This window comes from Aliterella sp. E5.1, from assembly GCF_057473825.1.
Genome location: NZ_JBYCCV010000013.1, coordinates 61502 through 75978, shown reverse-complemented (window position 1 = coordinate 75978; position 14477 = coordinate 61502). Strand labels below are relative to the sequence as shown.

Annotated in this window: 14 protein-coding genes; 3 read left to right on the top strand and 11 right to left on the bottom strand. The window is 43.9% G+C overall.

The window, feature by feature from the left end:
* Positions 1-129 precede the first annotated feature (129 nt).
* Positions 130-459, bottom strand: coding sequence for a hypothetical protein (locus AC2VE5_RS07450; protein ID WP_486887137.1), 330 nt, complete (start codon positions 457-459; stop codon positions 130-132).
* A gap of 17 nt (positions 460-476) precedes the next feature.
* Positions 477-713: a cytochrome P450 gene (locus AC2VE5_RS07445; protein ID WP_486887136.1), complete on the bottom strand. Its 237-nt coding sequence runs from the start codon at positions 711-713 to the stop codon at positions 477-479.
* Between the two features lie 154 nt (positions 714-867).
* Here AC2VE5_RS07445 and AC2VE5_RS07440 point away from each other — a divergent pair, with 154 nt between their 5' ends.
* Positions 868-2148 carry a cation:proton antiporter gene (locus tag AC2VE5_RS07440; RefSeq protein WP_486887135.1) on the top strand — a complete coding sequence of 427 codons (1281 nt, stop codon included), beginning with the start codon at positions 868-870 and terminating at the stop codon, positions 2146-2148.
* Between the two features lie 332 nt (positions 2149-2480).
* Here the strand turns inward: AC2VE5_RS07440 and AC2VE5_RS07435 are convergent, their stop codons facing one another.
* The 7 genes from AC2VE5_RS07435 to gyrA form a co-directional block, all read right to left on the bottom strand.
* Positions 2481-4130, bottom strand: a complete 1650-nt coding sequence (locus AC2VE5_RS07435; protein WP_486887134.1) for an alpha-amylase family glycosyl hydrolase — start codon at positions 4128-4130, stop codon at positions 2481-2483.
* A gap of 174 nt (positions 4131-4304) precedes the next feature.
* Positions 4305-4928, bottom strand: a complete 624-nt coding sequence (ruvA, locus tag AC2VE5_RS07430; protein ID WP_486887133.1) for a Holliday junction branch migration protein RuvA — start codon at positions 4926-4928, stop codon at positions 4305-4307.
* Positions 4925-5674 carry a sucrose-phosphate phosphatase gene (locus AC2VE5_RS07425; protein WP_486887132.1) on the bottom strand — a complete coding sequence of 250 codons (750 nt, stop codon included), beginning with the start codon at positions 5672-5674 and terminating at the stop codon, positions 4925-4927. The genes ruvA and AC2VE5_RS07425 overlap by 4 nt, the downstream gene beginning before the upstream one ends.
* 212 nt (positions 5675-5886) lie before the next feature.
* Positions 5887-6069 carry a high light inducible protein gene (locus AC2VE5_RS07420; protein WP_486887131.1) on the bottom strand — a complete coding sequence of 61 codons (183 nt, stop codon included), beginning with the start codon at positions 6067-6069 and terminating at the stop codon, positions 5887-5889.
* Positions 6070-6172: 103 nt separating this feature from the next.
* Complete coding sequence (locus AC2VE5_RS07415) at positions 6173-7456, bottom strand: ABC transporter ATP-binding protein (protein WP_486887130.1); 1284 nt, start codon at positions 7454-7456, stop codon at positions 6173-6175.
* Between the two features lie 9 nt (positions 7457-7465).
* Positions 7466-7594 (bottom strand): hypothetical protein, encoded by a 129-nt coding sequence (locus AC2VE5_RS07410; RefSeq protein ID WP_486887129.1) that lies wholly within the window; start codon positions 7592-7594, stop codon positions 7466-7468.
* Between the two features lie 49 nt (positions 7595-7643).
* Entirely contained in the window at positions 7644-10133 is a 2490-nt protein-coding gene (gene gyrA / locus AC2VE5_RS07405; RefSeq protein WP_486887128.1) for a DNA topoisomerase (ATP-hydrolyzing) subunit A, read from the bottom strand.
* Between the two features lie 213 nt (positions 10134-10346).
* Here gyrA and AC2VE5_RS07400 point away from each other — a divergent pair, with 213 nt between their 5' ends.
* Complete coding sequence (locus AC2VE5_RS07400; RefSeq protein WP_486887127.1) at positions 10347-10745, top strand: response regulator; 399 nt, start codon at positions 10347-10349, stop codon at positions 10743-10745.
* Positions 10746-10918: 173 nt separating this feature from the next.
* Here the strand turns inward: AC2VE5_RS07400 and hemL are convergent, their stop codons facing one another.
* Positions 10919-12217, bottom strand: coding sequence for a glutamate-1-semialdehyde 2,1-aminomutase (gene hemL, locus AC2VE5_RS07395; RefSeq protein ID WP_486887126.1), 1299 nt, complete (start codon positions 12215-12217; stop codon positions 10919-10921).
* 279 nt (positions 12218-12496) lie between these two features.
* Here hemL and hisIE point away from each other — a divergent pair, with 279 nt between their 5' ends.
* The gene (gene hisIE / locus AC2VE5_RS07390) at positions 12497-13147 is read left to right on the top strand and encodes a bifunctional phosphoribosyl-AMP cyclohydrolase/phosphoribosyl-ATP diphosphatase HisIE (RefSeq protein WP_486887125.1); all 651 of its coding nucleotides are present in this window, start codon (positions 12497-12499) and stop codon (positions 13145-13147) included.
* On the opposite strand, the gene AC2VE5_RS07385 is transcribed toward hisIE, so the two are convergent.
* Positions 13144-14382: an MFS transporter gene (locus AC2VE5_RS07385; protein ID WP_486887124.1), complete on the bottom strand. Its 1239-nt coding sequence runs from the start codon at positions 14380-14382 to the stop codon at positions 13144-13146. The genes hisIE and AC2VE5_RS07385 overlap by 4 nt on opposite strands.
* Positions 14383-14477: the final 95 nt, after the last annotated feature.

Genomic DNA, 14477 nt, shown 5'->3' with positions numbered 1-14477 from the left:
AACTGCACTGAACTTGAAAGGTGAATAACGTAACTTTTCATACAAAAGTTCTAAACCCAAAAAACAAATATTTTCGTCTCAGGAAGTGGGACGACTGCCTATGGAGGCTGAGTAAGTCCAACATCGTTACTAGATGATGAAGGCATCGGCTGATGAAGTGGGAAGCTCCGAGGACGAATAAAACCGTCCCTGAATTGAGCTTGGTTGGAAGCCCCAACCTCGCAAAGCAGGTTGGGGTACTTCACAAAAAACCAAGCTAGAACTCAACGGCGAAGCAGTCATAAAGCTGCTTGAGTTTTTCGCTGCGATCTCCTGGTTGCAAGCCAAACACCGTTTTTGACATACTCCTTGCGCTGAAGCGACAAGGATTCTTCTAGAGTCACCCCTGAGAATTACTGGTTCATCGAGTCCACTTACATTATGTGAGTAACTTTCTTTGCCTTTGGTGGCTGCGTCCATCCAGCAATAGTAAGGACTTATCCCCTACCCAAGGCTGCAAGACAGAATTTGCTCAATTGCCTCAGATTGCTAGTAAAAATTTGTTCCATTGCTTGGGGATTGCTAAAAAACACCATTGGTTTGAAGTTAGCAAAGCGCCCGGTGAAGCAATCGCCGTAACGCTGGTTGCAATTATCCATAAATTCCAAAGGATTGGCAATCCATTGGAATTTATGGATAAATGGCAAGGTTTTAGGACCATCAGGCAGTTTCATAAGATCGCTAATTAAAAGAATTTTCAACTTTTTTATTATTGCTTTGATTTTTCCTTAATAAAAATTGCCGAATCTATCTTAGGTGGATTTAGAGGCAAAGGACTTCGCTGTAAACTCACGGGGAGCAGCTTATTGTTAGTTAGGCAAAGGTTCTATGGGTTTGGATTTGGATGTATATATTATTGACCTATTTGTTATTGGTGTACTGCTGTTTTTTGTCACATTAGGATCGGGCTGGATTGCCAAATTACCGCTTTCTTTCGCCTTAATTTACCTAATTGTGGGAATTTTTCTAGGTCAATACGGATTTAATTTAATTCAATTGCGACCTGATGCTAATTTCTTAGAACGATTAACAGAATTTGTCGTGATCGTTTCTTTGTATAGCTGCGGATTGAAGATGAATCGGCCGCTAAATTTATTGGCATGGCGTTCTACAATCCGGCTAATTGGGCTATTGATGCCAATTTCAATTTTTGCGATCGCTGCAATTAGCCATTGGTCTCTAAAAATGGAATGGGGACCAGCTATATTATTAGGGGCAATTCTTGCGCCTACAGATCCGGTACTCGCTTCAGAAGTACAACTTGCCCATACAGAAGATAGAGATGAGTTGCGCTTTGGCTTAACCTCAGAAGGTGGCTTAAACGATGCCTTAGCCTTTCCGTTTGTCTATTTTGGCGTTCACTGGTTAGAAAAAGGCAACAACTGGCAAGACTGGTTTAAACAGTGGGTAGCTGTAGACCTAATCTGGGCAATTATTGCTGGTATAGGCATGGGTATTATTGTTGCCAAAGTCCTTGTCTGGCTTGAGCAAAAACTGGAACAACTCACTCCAGTTGATGAGTTGATGGCAGATTTTGTTGCTTTTAGTACAATTTTAATTACTTATTCCTTAACAGAAATGGTCTACGGCTATGGCTTTCTTGCCGTTTTTGTTGCGGGTATAGCAGCACAAAGACAGTATGACGACTCGGAGAAACGCCATTCTCAACTTGAATTTGTAGAGCGAATTGAGAAGTTGATGGAAGTAGGCACAATTTTAATCTTAGGTGCGCTGCTAAGATTTCAAGCAATTTGGCAGCATCTTAACGCCGCGCTGCTAGTTGGTGGCTCATTGCTGTTTATCATTCGTCCTGTAGGTGCTTGGATTAGTACTATAGGCGGTGGCTATACGCCGTTTACACGTTGGTTGTTTGGCTGGTTTGGCGTTCGCGGTGTCGGCTCTATATACTATCTATGCTATGCCTTAGGACACGGCTTAAAAGACCAATTGGGCGAACAACTTGCTTGGATTACTTACATTACGATCATCCTCTCGATCATTTTGCACGGTATAAGTACAACGCCACTTATGGATCGCTATAAGCAATTTATTGATAGGAGAAAGCGGCGAAAGGTGGGCAAGTCTCAGATAAATTCAGAGCAAACCTAAGTAGACTTCTTACAGAAGTAGGTTAAAAGATCTCAAGAAGTGAATAATCCTTTGCCCCCCTAGCCCACGCCAGATGCTTCAAGCCGAGAAACCCGACGGGCGTAGTGGCTCCCCAATTCTGGGGGGAAACGGATCCGCAAGTCCCCCAAGGTTGGGGGATTTAGGGGGCGTTTCAAAGATTTGTGCAGGAGGTCCAAAGGGTAAGATTTTCCTATAGTATAAGCAAAAGTAGCTGTTACTAGAAAAAACCTCCTTCCAGACAATAGAAGGAGGTTTTTGATTTGTACGTATTACAAGCGCGATCGCCTAAGTTACTAGCCTAGAAGCTTTTATTACTGCCAAACAAATACTTTGGCTTCGTATGCGCCCAAGTCTGCCATTAAACCTTCTTCACCAGACTCCAAATCGTAGTCGTTTGTCCATTCGTGCCATTTTCCGGCGGGACAACCAGAAACTTGATACCCAGCTAGGAAGTTTTCCGAGAAGTTGGCAACTACAACTACGCGAGAACCTTCACCATTCCAGCGACTGTAAGCTAAGACTTTTGCTTCAGGATTTTCGTGGATAAAGTCGATATTTTCTGTGTAGAGGGCGTGATTGCCTTTACGCAGATTAATTAAACCTTTGTAGTATTCAAACAAACCACGATTTAGATCGTTGCCTAATAGCGTCCAATCAATTTTGGCTGAATCAGGTGTTTTAGCTTTGTATTCGCCAAATTCTTCACCCATCCAGATTAGTGGTACGCCCACAGCAGTCAAAAGAATTGCTGCGCCTAGTTTGACACGAGTAAAAGCAGCTTCGTCAAAGATTTCGCGATCGCCCAAATCTACCATGACATGATTGTGGTCGTGATTAGTTAGGTAATTCACCACATTCGTTGCACCCATAAAGCCTTGGCGCTTACAGTCAATAACACTCTTGAGGCGTTCTAAATCAAATGTATCACCCTTGATATGTTCTAGAATGCAGTGATAGAAACTATCATGCCAGCAACCATCCATCGGTCCGTCGGCATTGGTGATGCTGGGTGTTTCAGGAATGTGTTCAGCAACGGTATAAAAAGGTTTCATGTTAGCAGTTTTTTTAGCTTCCTGCACGATCCAGTGCATGAAGTCATAGTTAGCAATTTGCCTTGCAGCATCGAAGCGAATGCCATCAATATGAAATTCCTGAATCCAGTAGCGGATGTTATCGCCAATAAACCGCCGTGCTGGATAGGTTTCTAGCTTTTCGTCGTAATATTCGTAGTTAAACTCTGGTCCCCAACTATTATCAGGATCGCGCGGCGAGTGATGATACCAATAATCGTGGTCAATCTGCGTCAGTGGCGCTCCGGCTTCTGAGTGGTTATAAATCCCGTCAATAAATACGCGAATACCTTTACCGTGACACTCATCAATTAAATTCTTCAAGCCTTCAGTCGTGCCATAGCTAGATTCAGTAGCAAAAAAATGACGTGGGTTGTATCCCCAGCTTCGATCTCCTGGATATTCTTTGACAGGCATCAATTCAATGGCATTGATTCCAAGACCGCAGAGATAATCTAATTTCTCGACAACGTGTTGATACTTTCCCCGCTCAAATTTATCGGCTTCACCACCAGAAAAGTCACCAACGTGCAGTTCATAGATGACTAATTCTTTATCTTCTGGCAATGGTTTATCGTCATGCTGCCAAACATAAGTATCAACAATTCGTTCGCCATCTTTGATTCGTACTACAGCATTTTGCGTAGGGTTATCAATATCAGTTGCATAAGGATCTATAACATCTACCCATTGATCTGGTTCAAAAAACCATGATTTAGATTGAACCCGAAATTTATACTGATAAGCTCCGTCTTCTAGTTCTACGGTGGTGCGAAAGTAGCCATCTTCGCCTTTTTCCATTGGTACATCTTTCCAATCGGAAAATTCGCCAGCTAAAACGGCTCCCTTGATATACGGAGCAAACAGATTAAATTCAATGGGAGTTGCCATATAAGTAAGTCAAGTATAAAAACACGACATCCATATTTTCTCAATTTGCCTCTATTAAGGGATCGTTCTAGGGAGATAAATTAGTCTAATGGCTGACGATCTTAGCTAACAAACCTTATCTAGCTGTAAAAGCTAACTAAAGCAAAACTTGGCTAATAATGGCTGAAAATAGGCTTAATTACTGAGATGAGCGATCGCCTGACGAATCCAATCTTCCGCATTAGCATTTTTTGCTAACCCTACTTGTTGACTTACTGCTTGCAAAGCTCCCGAAACTTCACTAGGTGTATAACCTAAAGCAAGTAAAGTCATCTGCACATCTTCTAAAATGGCAGGACTTGGACCATCGGTAGGCGCAGCTAAGCCCGGAATATCAGTCCAATCTGCAAGTTTTTTCCGCAATTCCAAGCAAATCCGCTCGGCAGTTTTTCCCCCCACGCCAGGAGTTTGAATTAGTAGCTGCGTATTGCTAGTAACGATCGCCCCAATTAGATCGGGTAAAGGTAAAGTATCCAATAGGGCGATCGCATTTGCCGCGCCAATCCCAGTAACGCTAATTAATTGCCGAAATAAATCTCGTTCTGCCAACGAACTAAACCCATACAGCAAAGGTTGTTCTTCTCTAATTTGCAAATGGGTAAAAATCTGTACAGTCTCACCAATTGGGGGTAATTGCTGCATCAACCGGGCGGGAATTAGCAAGTCGTAGCCGCAAAAATTGACCTCTAAGGTCAAAGTGACGCGATTGCTAGTGGTTTTACTAATACCTGCAACTGTGCCTTTAAGATAGCTAATCATGGCAGGAAACCGAAGTGATTTAAGCCCTCTAGAATACCACCCGCACAGGAAGCTTGAGCTAAATAATGATAGTCTGCCGGATTGTCATTATGCCATTGCAGCAATTCAGACTTCGCATTACCGACAATAATCCCCCGTTCCTCATTGTGCGAAAATAGCGCAATATCATTCCCAGAATCGCCACAAACAACCGTCTGCTTGGCTTCTATGCCCCACTTATTACGCAGATATTGCACGGCTAAACCTTTATCGCCATGACGGGGCAAAATATCTAAGTCGATCCCGGCGCTGTAGATTAACTTGGTATCCAAGCCTTGCCGTTGCAACGAGAATTTTAGTTGAGGTAAAACTTCTTGGGCGGAGTCTTCAGTTAGCAAAAAGCTAACTTTGTACGGGCGCTGTTCGGAGTCTGGTTGGATTACCAAGTCAGTAAAATGAGCCGTAGTCGCAAGTATACTATCTCGATTCCATTGGGGCGATAGCTGATCTGACCAGCCACTATCGGCAGTATCGCTACCCTTGAAATAAATTTCTGTACCAACAGACGCAACTAAAGCGTCTGGTTCTAGAAGCTGCTTTTCGTTTTGGAGTTCGGCAAATAATATCGGCGATCGCCCGGTGGCATAAACTATTTTTGTTCCGTATGCTTGGCGATGCTGTTTTAGTTTTTCATTTAGGGCGGCTAAGGTGCGATCGTCACCTACGAGGGTATTATCTAAATCGGTTACAAACAAAAATGATTTCACGGCGACTCGTTATAGCTAACAATTCATTAGGTTAGCAAAAGCAATAGACTCCGCAATGACTTACAACAATATCTGCAAAGATTTAGCTGAAGAATATCCTCTTAATTTTGCCTGTTGGCTATTTCCCATCGATAACACAAAAAAATGATCCAGGAGATTCTTGTTATCTCCTGGATCGAATTCCTTGTCTTTGATACTTTTTTTACTGGGTACTACATGATGCCCCAGAAGTGGAGAAAACCTTGTCCAGAAAACAATTCGATTCCGGCGGCGGCTAAAAAACCAATCATTGCCAAACGACCGTTCCAGATTTCTGCTTGAGGAGTGAAACCATAGCGCCAAGCATTGCGGTCTTCCATGACTGGAGGGGTAACTACTTTGGTTGTGTTCTGCATAGTTTGCGTTCCTGTTGGTTTATTAATTTATGTTTCTTTCTATATGAATTAATGTAACACTACTATTTACAATTTGTCTATGTCTTAGGTGAGAAAGACTAAATTAGTCGTACCAAATTGCCTTACCTGTATCAGGATCGAAGAAATGCAGCTTATTTAGGGTAAAAGCTAGCCACAATTGCTCGTGAAAAGATACTTGGCGATCGGGAGGAATTCTAACTTGAATAGATGCGGCGCGATCGGAATTAGTGGCACTAACAGAAAGATAGGTTTCGTTGCCTAGCGCTTCTACAAGGTCTACTTGTACCGGGAGATTGGTTGGTGCAGCCACATCAAGAGCAAAATGCTCTGGTCGAATACCGAGAATTATTGGTTGGCGATCGTATTTACTTAAAGCTGTTTCCCAGACTTTTGGGAGAGTAAAGCTAAATAAAGGGTGAGAAATTTTTAGGGGAGCATGAAACTCAACCTCTAGAAAATTCATCGGCGGCGAACCAATAAATTCGGCGACAAACCTAGTAGCCGGACGATTGTAAAGTTCTAAAGGACGAGCGACTTGTTGTAATGAACCATGGTTCATCACCGCAATGCGATCGCCCATCGTCATTGCTTCGGTTTGATCGTGAGTAACGTAAATAGTCGTCGTCCCTAGTTGACGTTGGAGTTTGACAATTTGGGCGCGAGTTTCGGCACGGAGTTTGGCATCTAAGTTAGAAAGTGGCTCATCCATCAAAAAAACTTGCGGATTGCGAGAAATTGCCCGACCCAGAGCCACGCGCTGTTTTTGTCCGCCAGAGAGTTGTTTGGGTAGTCGATTTAATAACGCCTCAATTTGCAACAATGAAGCAACATTTTTTACCCGCTTGTTTACCTCGCCTTCGCTTTCGCTAATATAGCGCAGAGGAGAAGGAAGACTCCGTGTCATGCTTGCCAGAACATTTTTCGTCCAACTTAATAAATCTTTTTTTTGTTCGCCTCTAGCCCCGCGACGCAGCCCAAAAGCAATATTGTCATAAACGGTCATATGGGGATAAAGAGCATAGCTTTGAAACACCATAGCAATATCCCGCGCCTTGGGAGGCAAATCGTTAACTAAAGTATCTCCCACCCAAATATTGCCTCCAGTCATTTCTTCTAGACCCGCAATCAGGCGCAACAGGGTACTTTTGCCGCATCCCGAAGGACCCACCAGTACCATAAATTCCCCATCTGCCACCGTAAGATTGATGCGCCGGAGGATGTGGACGCTATTTGAGTCTGGCTTTGCTTCCGTTGTGTCATCCACTGAGGCAATTAAGGGTTGGGCAGCTACGGGAACGATAGCTTTTTCTGCCTTAGCAGCATTGGGAAAGCTTTTATAAATGTTTTCTAAAACAACCTGTGCCACGAGCTTTTTTTATAACTGCAATTCAAACGATACAAGCATTAAATGCCATTGCCTGACTTTACCGCAATTTAACTGAAACAGAAAATCATCAAAGGCGATCGCCTTAATTGTCATCAAGAAAAAAGATCGTTCGAGCATTCCAGACATTCATTCAAACGCAAATGTTTGGCTGCGTGCTTAATTTAGACTAATTTAACTGCGGAGGCAAAACAGTAACACTAACAATTTTCTCATCGCGGTTAAGCTCAACTAGACGACTTCCCGTACCTTCTTTACCCGTAACGCCAATCGCACTTGCAGGCAACTGTAACAAGCGTTGGTTTGTCGTTACTGCCAGCATTGCCGAAACTGGAGCCAAAATTAAACCAACCAAAGCGTCAAACTTACTCGTAAAAGACAAAGCCTGAGTACCAATATCGCCGCGATTAGCGCGTCGCACCGAACGCATCGGCATTTGTTTGGCGTAGCCTAGCTGAGAAAATAGCAATAAATTTTCCTCCGCATTTGAACCTGTAACGCAACCAACCAGGTTCTCATTTTTCCTCAACCGCAAAGCTTGCAAGCCCACCGCCGTACGCCCCAAAATTGGTAATTGCTCGTCATCAACCCTAAACCTAAGCAACCGTCCGCCACCCGTAGCTAAGATTGCATCTTCCCCAGTCCCCGTAATGCGACAAGTCAACAGTCGATCTTCATCCTTAAACTTAATCACCGTCAAACCGCGACCGCTTAGACCCGCCAACTCCTCCAAAGCTAACCGCTTAATTCGCCCCAGCCTAGTCAAAAGAACCATTGCCCCATTGTCTGGCAACACAAATTGAGAAACTACGCTTTCATTGGCACTAGCATTAGCACTAGGTAGCAAACTAATCAACGGCGCACCCCTCCCCGATATGCGACCCGACAACAAAGGTACATCTCCCACCTTAACTGGGTAAACTTTTCCGCCACTGGTTAACACTACCAAGTCTTGGTTGGTATTAGCCATAACTCGCTGCACCACACAATCATGCTCCATCAAGCCATTAGGCTTTTTCCCCACCTTCTGACCGTTCGCCAACCGTCTTACATAACCGCGTAAAGTAAATTCTACTACTGCGTCTTCGCCCTGCTCTTCTCTTTGGGCGTTCTCTGCGTCTCGACGGTGGTTTTTTTCTCTTTCCTCGCGCAACATTTGCTCATCAACAAACCGAGTCCGCCTTGCATCGCCATACTTGCGCTTGAGAGTGCGTAAATCCTTCTTCAACGCTTTCAATAACTCGCGGCGATCGCTTAGCAACTTTTGCAATCCGTCAATTTCCTGACTTAAGCGCTCTTGTTCCGATTGTAAGTTCTGCTTTTCCAAGCCTGTTAATCGGCGTAGAGGCATTGCCAGCACTGAATCTGCTTGAATTTCACTCAAGCCAATAACACTTTGCAGAGCTATTTTTGCCGTACTTCCATCCGCCGCTTGACGCAAAATAGCAATAACTTCATCTAGCCTTGCCAACGCCTGATTCAACCCTTCCACAACATGAATGCGCTCTTGCGCCTCCTCTAGCTGGTGAGAGTAACGACGATTAAGAGTTTGTTCGCGGAACTTTAAAAACTCCTGCAATAGTTGCCGCAAGCTCAACTGGCGTGGTTGCCCGTCCACGATCGCCAGCATAATTGCGCCAAAATTCACTTGCAAGGCAGTTTGCTGATAAAGGCTGTGCAGTACGGCGTGGGAGTTAGCATCGCGCCGCAATTCAATTACTACTCTCATCCCTTCGCGATCGCTTTCGTCACGAATATCAGAAATTCCCTCTAACTTGCCTTGGTTTACAAGTTCTGCCATTTTCTCGATCCAAGCTGCCTTATTTACCTGGTAAGGCAACTCTGTAACTACAATTGCTGTCCGCCGCTTGCTACTTCTAGTTGCGGGTATTTCTTCCATCGCCGCCACTCCCCGCAGGACGATACTTCCACGCCCTGTAGTGTAGGCTTCCTTAATGCCACTGATGCCGACAATTTCGCCCCCAGTGGGAAAATCAGGTCCTGGAATCAATTCTAGTAGCTTTGCCTCCGTCAACTCCGGCTGCTCGATTAAAGCAATCAAACCGTCTATTATTTCTCCCAAATTGTGCGGCGGAATATTTGTTGCCATGCCGACGGCAATCCCCGCACAGCCATTTAGTAGTAATAAAGGCAGTTGGGCAGGTAGTACGGTAGGTTCTTGCTGAGAATTGTCAAAGTTACTAATAAATTCGACAGTTTCCTCGCCAATATCTGCCAGCATTGCCTCGTGACTAATGGGTGATAGCCGAGTTTCGGTGTATCGCATCGCCGCCGGAGGATCGTTGTCTACCGAACCAAAATTTCCATGCCCAGCGAGGAGTGGATAGCGGCTAGAAAAATCTTGTACTAGCCTGACCAAAGCCTCATAAACCGATTGATCTCCGTGGGGGTGATACTTACCTAGCACGTCCCCTACCACCCGTGCGCACTTGCGATAGGGGCGATCGGGGGTTAGGCCTAGTTCGTGCATGGCGTACAATATGCGGCGGTGGACGGGCTTTAAGCCATCGCGGACATCGGGCAACGCCCGCCCGACAATTACACTCATGGCGTATTCAAGATAAGACCGTTGCATTTCTGTATGCAGGGCGGTGGTAATGACCTGTCCCGTGGGGAGAAGGTTTAGCTGTTTTGCCATGAGGTTTTCCTGTCTAGAGATAAAATAACTTAAGAAGTTGAATCAATTATTTTTAACTTTCTACAAGCGCAAGTTGTAGGGTGATTCGCAGCCAGAACTTGGGGGATGCAAATATAAGTAAATGAATTTACTTATATTTTTAGGATGCGTTAATTTTAGTCATAGCTTCAATATTTTTAACTACTAATATCTAATAGCTTGCACCCAAAAAATATGAAAACTGTTTTGATTGTGGAAGACGATCCTATTAATGCCCGTGTTTTTGCCAAAATTTTGACCAAACGTGCAGGTTTAGGGGTGAAGCATACGGAAAATGTGGAAGAAGTAATGCAAATTGCCTCAGATAAACTAGCAGATATTATTTTGATGGATGTTTCGCTTTCGCGCAGTGTTTATCAGGGTAAATCTGTAGACGGTATCAAAATTACCCAAATGTTGAAAGCTAACCCAGCAACGGCTGCATTGCCAGTAATCTTGGTTACTGCCCACGCGATGGAAGGCGATCGCCATAGTTTTCTTACTCTTAGTGGTGCTGACGGCTATATTTCTAAACCTGTAGTTGACCATCAAGAGTTTGTCGAGCAAATTATGGCACTGTTGCCACCAGATTAGCACTGACTTATTGTAGTGCAATTGTACTATTAAAAGGTTTTTCCTAGAAATAGGCGATCGCGATTTTTTTAAAATACAAGAAAATCAACCCCCAACCCCCAACCTTTAGAAGGAAAAGGGTTGGGGGTTGGTTTACTACGGACTAACTAGAACTACTTTTTTGCTAAAAAATCCTAAAGGCTAGACATAACTTCCCGCGCGGCGGCTAAAGTTTGGTCTATATCAGCCTCCGTATGCGCTACGGAGCTAAACCCAGCTTCAAACTGTGAAGGCGCTAAATAAATACCGCGCTCTAACATCCCGCGATGAAAGCGGCTAAACTTATTTAGATCGGAATTCTTAGCATCTTCGTAGTTGTGAACGGGTCCGGCGGTAAAAAACAAACCAAACATCCCACTAATTTGACCCACGCAAGCATTTTGACCCGTTTCTTTGGCAATTTGCAATAAACCATCAGCCAATTTTTTGGTGATTCGATCCAAATACTCATAAGTACCTGGTTTTTGCAATAATTCTAAAGTTTTAATCCCCGCCGTCATTGCTAAAGGATTCCCAGAGAGCGTCCCTGCTTGATACACAGGTCCTGAAGGTGCAACCATTGACATAATGTCTCTCCGACCGCCATAGGCTCCTACGGGCAAACCACCGCCAATAACTTTACCCAAAGTCGTCAAGTCTGGTGTAACCCCAAACTTTTCTTGAGCGCCACCGTAGGCAATCCGAAAGCCAGTCATGACTTCATCAAATACCAGCAGTGCCTGATTTTCTCTAGTCAGTAAGCGCAAACCTTCCAAAAATCCAGCATCGGGGGCAATAAAACCCGCATTTCCTACTACTGGTTCTAAAATTACCCCAGCAATTTGGTCAGGATACTCGGCAAATAAAGCTTTTACTGCTTCAAGATCGTTATAAGGCGCAGTTAAAGTGTCAGCCGTTGTCGATTTGGGTACTCCGGGGGAATCTGGTAAACCTAAAGTCGCTACCCCCGATCCTGCTTTGACTAAGAACATATCCGCATGACCGTGGTAGCAGCCCTCAAACTTGATAATCTTGTCGCGGCGGGTAAAAGCTCGCATTAAGCGCAGAACTGCCATACAAGCTTCAGTGCCAGAATTAACAAAACGTACCATTTCAATGCTGGGAACGGCATTAATTACCATCTCTGCTAATACGTTTTCGAGGATGCAGGGCGCACCAAAGCTAGTACCTTTTTCTAAGGCGGCTTGCAATGCACCGATAACTTCTGGGTGGGCGTGACCGCAAATCGCCGGACCCCAACTACCTACGTAGTCAATGTATTGATTGCCATCTACATCCCAAACATATGCACCCTTTACGCGGTCAAAAACAATCGGCTGTCCGCCTACGGATTTGAATGCTCTTACTGGAGAATTTACGCCTCCAGGCATTAAATTTTGAGCGGCGGCAAAGATTTCCTCTGACTTAGTAGTTTTGATGGTCGTATTAACCAAAGTTTTCTCCTAAAAATGTATCTGTATAGTTGCGTGCCTAGTTTAGAATTCTTATGTTAGTAAATTATGCAAAGCACAAAGATAAAATTATGTGATGTCACTCGATTTACTGGCTATACTACTGCTTCTGTAAAATAATCAAGTCTTGTGAAGTCGAAGCTAAAACTGTAGAAACGTATTTTACAAAAGAATTAACCGTAGTCTAATGGCAAGTAGCCGCGCAAGTTCGTTCCAATGGTATCGTAAACGAATAAGTTATTGCCTGGAATGCCAGCAAATATGTCTTCCGTACAACCTAATTTATCCCCTCAAACTATTTTGTCTCAACTTCGTTATGACGATCGCGGTTTAATTCCGGCGATTGTCCAAGACTATCTAGATGGCACGGTACTAATGCTGGCGTGGATGAACTCGGATTCGGTACAAAAAACTCTAGATACTAGGGAAACATGGTTTTGGAGTCGTTCGCGCAGCGAGTTGTGGCATAAAGGCGCAACCTCTGGGCATATTCAAAAAGTAAAAAGTATTCGCTACGATTGCGATCGCGATGCGTTGCTTGTCGGCGTAGAACAAATTGGCGATATTGCTTGTCATACGGGGGAACGCAGTTGTTTTTATCAAGACGTAGACGGGCAAAGTATTGAGCCTCCCAGCGATACGTTATCGGAATTATTTAAGGTTATATGCGATCGCCAAAGCAATCCTACAGATAATTCTTATACTTGCCAGTTATTTGCAGCCGGGGATAACAAAATCCTAAAAAAGCTCGGTGAGGAGACAGTTGAAGTCGTAATGGCTTGTAAAGATGATGATGCTGATGCGATCGCCTCAGAAGCTGCGGACTTGCTGTATCATACTCTCGTTGCTTTAGCTCACCATCAAGTAGATATCAAAGACGTTTACCGTAAGTTGCAAGCCCGCAAGCGCTAAATTCTAGCTTTGAGTATTTGGTCTAAATAAGCCAAAATTCCGAATAATACGGTTACACTTGCAGCCAATCCCAGCCAAAGATTATCAGCAAATACAGAAGTTTGGTCTAACGCCCAACCACCCAAGGGCGGTCCGATAAAATAGCCTGCTGCCCAACAGAGAGAACTAATTGAAAAATACACTCCTAATTGGGATTTGGGAGCTAATTCGGTAATTAGAGCAGAAGCCGAGGGAGTATAAGAAACAATAGCGATCGCAAATACGCTTAAAGCTGCAATAGCCCACCACAATTGATGGTTGGTAGCAACCCCTGTAACCCATATTAAACAAAATCCGAGCGCCCACATCAAAGCTGAAAAGCTTAAAGATTGGGGATGAGAAAAGCGCTTTAAGCCACGGACAACAGGCAATTGAGTAAATATAGCGATCGCCAAATGCCAGCCAAAAATTACGCTAATAGTGCCTTCAGTAAATTCTGCTCCTGATGCTCCTAAAGCGACAAAGTTTTTTAAATACAGTGGTAAAGTGCTTTGCAATTGAGAAATATAGGTAGTAAAGATAACATTGACTAAAACGTAAATTAACAGTCGGCGATCGCTTAGGGCAACTAGCCAACTAGATTTTAGGGAGATTGCCGATTTAGTATCTACAGGTTTGTAAGTTTCTTTAATAGCAAAATACACTACGCCAAAAAATACAACAAAGGACATAGCGTCAACTATAAATAGCGTTCTATAAGCCCCCGTAGTGCTAATTAAAGCCCCACCTAATACAACTCCCATTCCTAGCCCTAGATTATCCGCAAGTCTCGTAATCGCGTAGGCTTCATGGCGTTGTTCGGGCGCAGTCAAATCGGCTACTACCGATTCGTTGGCAGGCCAATACAAGCCTTGTCCCATTCCACTGAGCAAGTTACCAATAACTAAAATAGAGAAATTGTTAGCGCTTGCCAGAACTAAGGATGCGATCGCGCTAATAGCTGCCGATAGCAGCAAAGTCTTACGCCGTCCCCAAAACCGCGAATCGGAAAACGAACCGCCCAAAATTCGCCCAACTACCCCAGAAATGGACGCACTACCCAGGGCAAAACCTACTGCCGTTGCTGATAGTCCTACCTGATTGACAAAAAATATTGGGGCGTAAAATAAAGTAAACCCCGTACCAACTTCAGAAAGCAAACGCCCAAATGCCAGAATCCAAACTTGAGGATTTAGTTGCGGCATCCAGGATGGCATTAGATTTTTTTTTAAATTCATTCAATCTTTAGATATATACGGAATTTGTTGAGTAATTTAAGCAACTAATTAGGGAACTCTAAATGCAGAAGTAG

Bases quoted from the DNA above. Each gene is read 5' to 3' on its own strand.
- AC2VE5_RS07450 (WP_486887137.1), bottom strand. From the start codon at position 459: ATGGACGCAGCCACCAAAGGCAAAGAAAGTTACTCACATAATGTAAGT.
- AC2VE5_RS07445 (WP_486887136.1), bottom strand. From the start codon at position 713: ATGAAACTGCCTGATGGTCCTAAAACCTTGCCATTTATCCATAAATTC.
- AC2VE5_RS07440 (WP_486887135.1), top strand. From the start codon at position 868: ATGGGTTTGGATTTGGATGTATATATTATTGACCTATTTGTTATTGGT.
- AC2VE5_RS07435 (WP_486887134.1), bottom strand. From the start codon at position 4,130: ATGGCAACTCCCATTGAATTTAATCTGTTTGCTCCGTATATCAAGGGA.
- ruvA (WP_486887133.1), bottom strand. From the start codon at position 4,928: ATGATTAGCTATCTTAAAGGCACAGTTGCAGGTATTAGTAAAACCACT.
- AC2VE5_RS07420 (WP_486887131.1), bottom strand. From the start codon at position 6,069: ATGCAGAACACAACCAAAGTAGTTACCCCTCCAGTCATGGAAGACCGC.
- AC2VE5_RS07410 (WP_486887129.1), bottom strand. From the start codon at position 7,594: ATGCTCGAACGATCTTTTTTCTTGATGACAATTAAGGCGATCGCCTTT.
- gyrA (WP_486887128.1), bottom strand. From the start codon at position 10,133: ATGGCAAAACAGCTAAACCTTCTCCCCACGGGACAGGTCATTACCACC.
- AC2VE5_RS07400 (WP_486887127.1), top strand. From the start codon at position 10,347: ATGAAAACTGTTTTGATTGTGGAAGACGATCCTATTAATGCCCGTGTT.
- hisIE (WP_486887125.1), top strand. From the start codon at position 12,497: ATGTCTTCCGTACAACCTAATTTATCCCCTCAAACTATTTTGTCTCAA.
- AC2VE5_RS07385 (WP_486887124.1), bottom strand. From the start codon at position 14,382: ATGCCATCCTGGATGCCGCAACTAAATCCTCAAGTTTGGATTCTGGCA.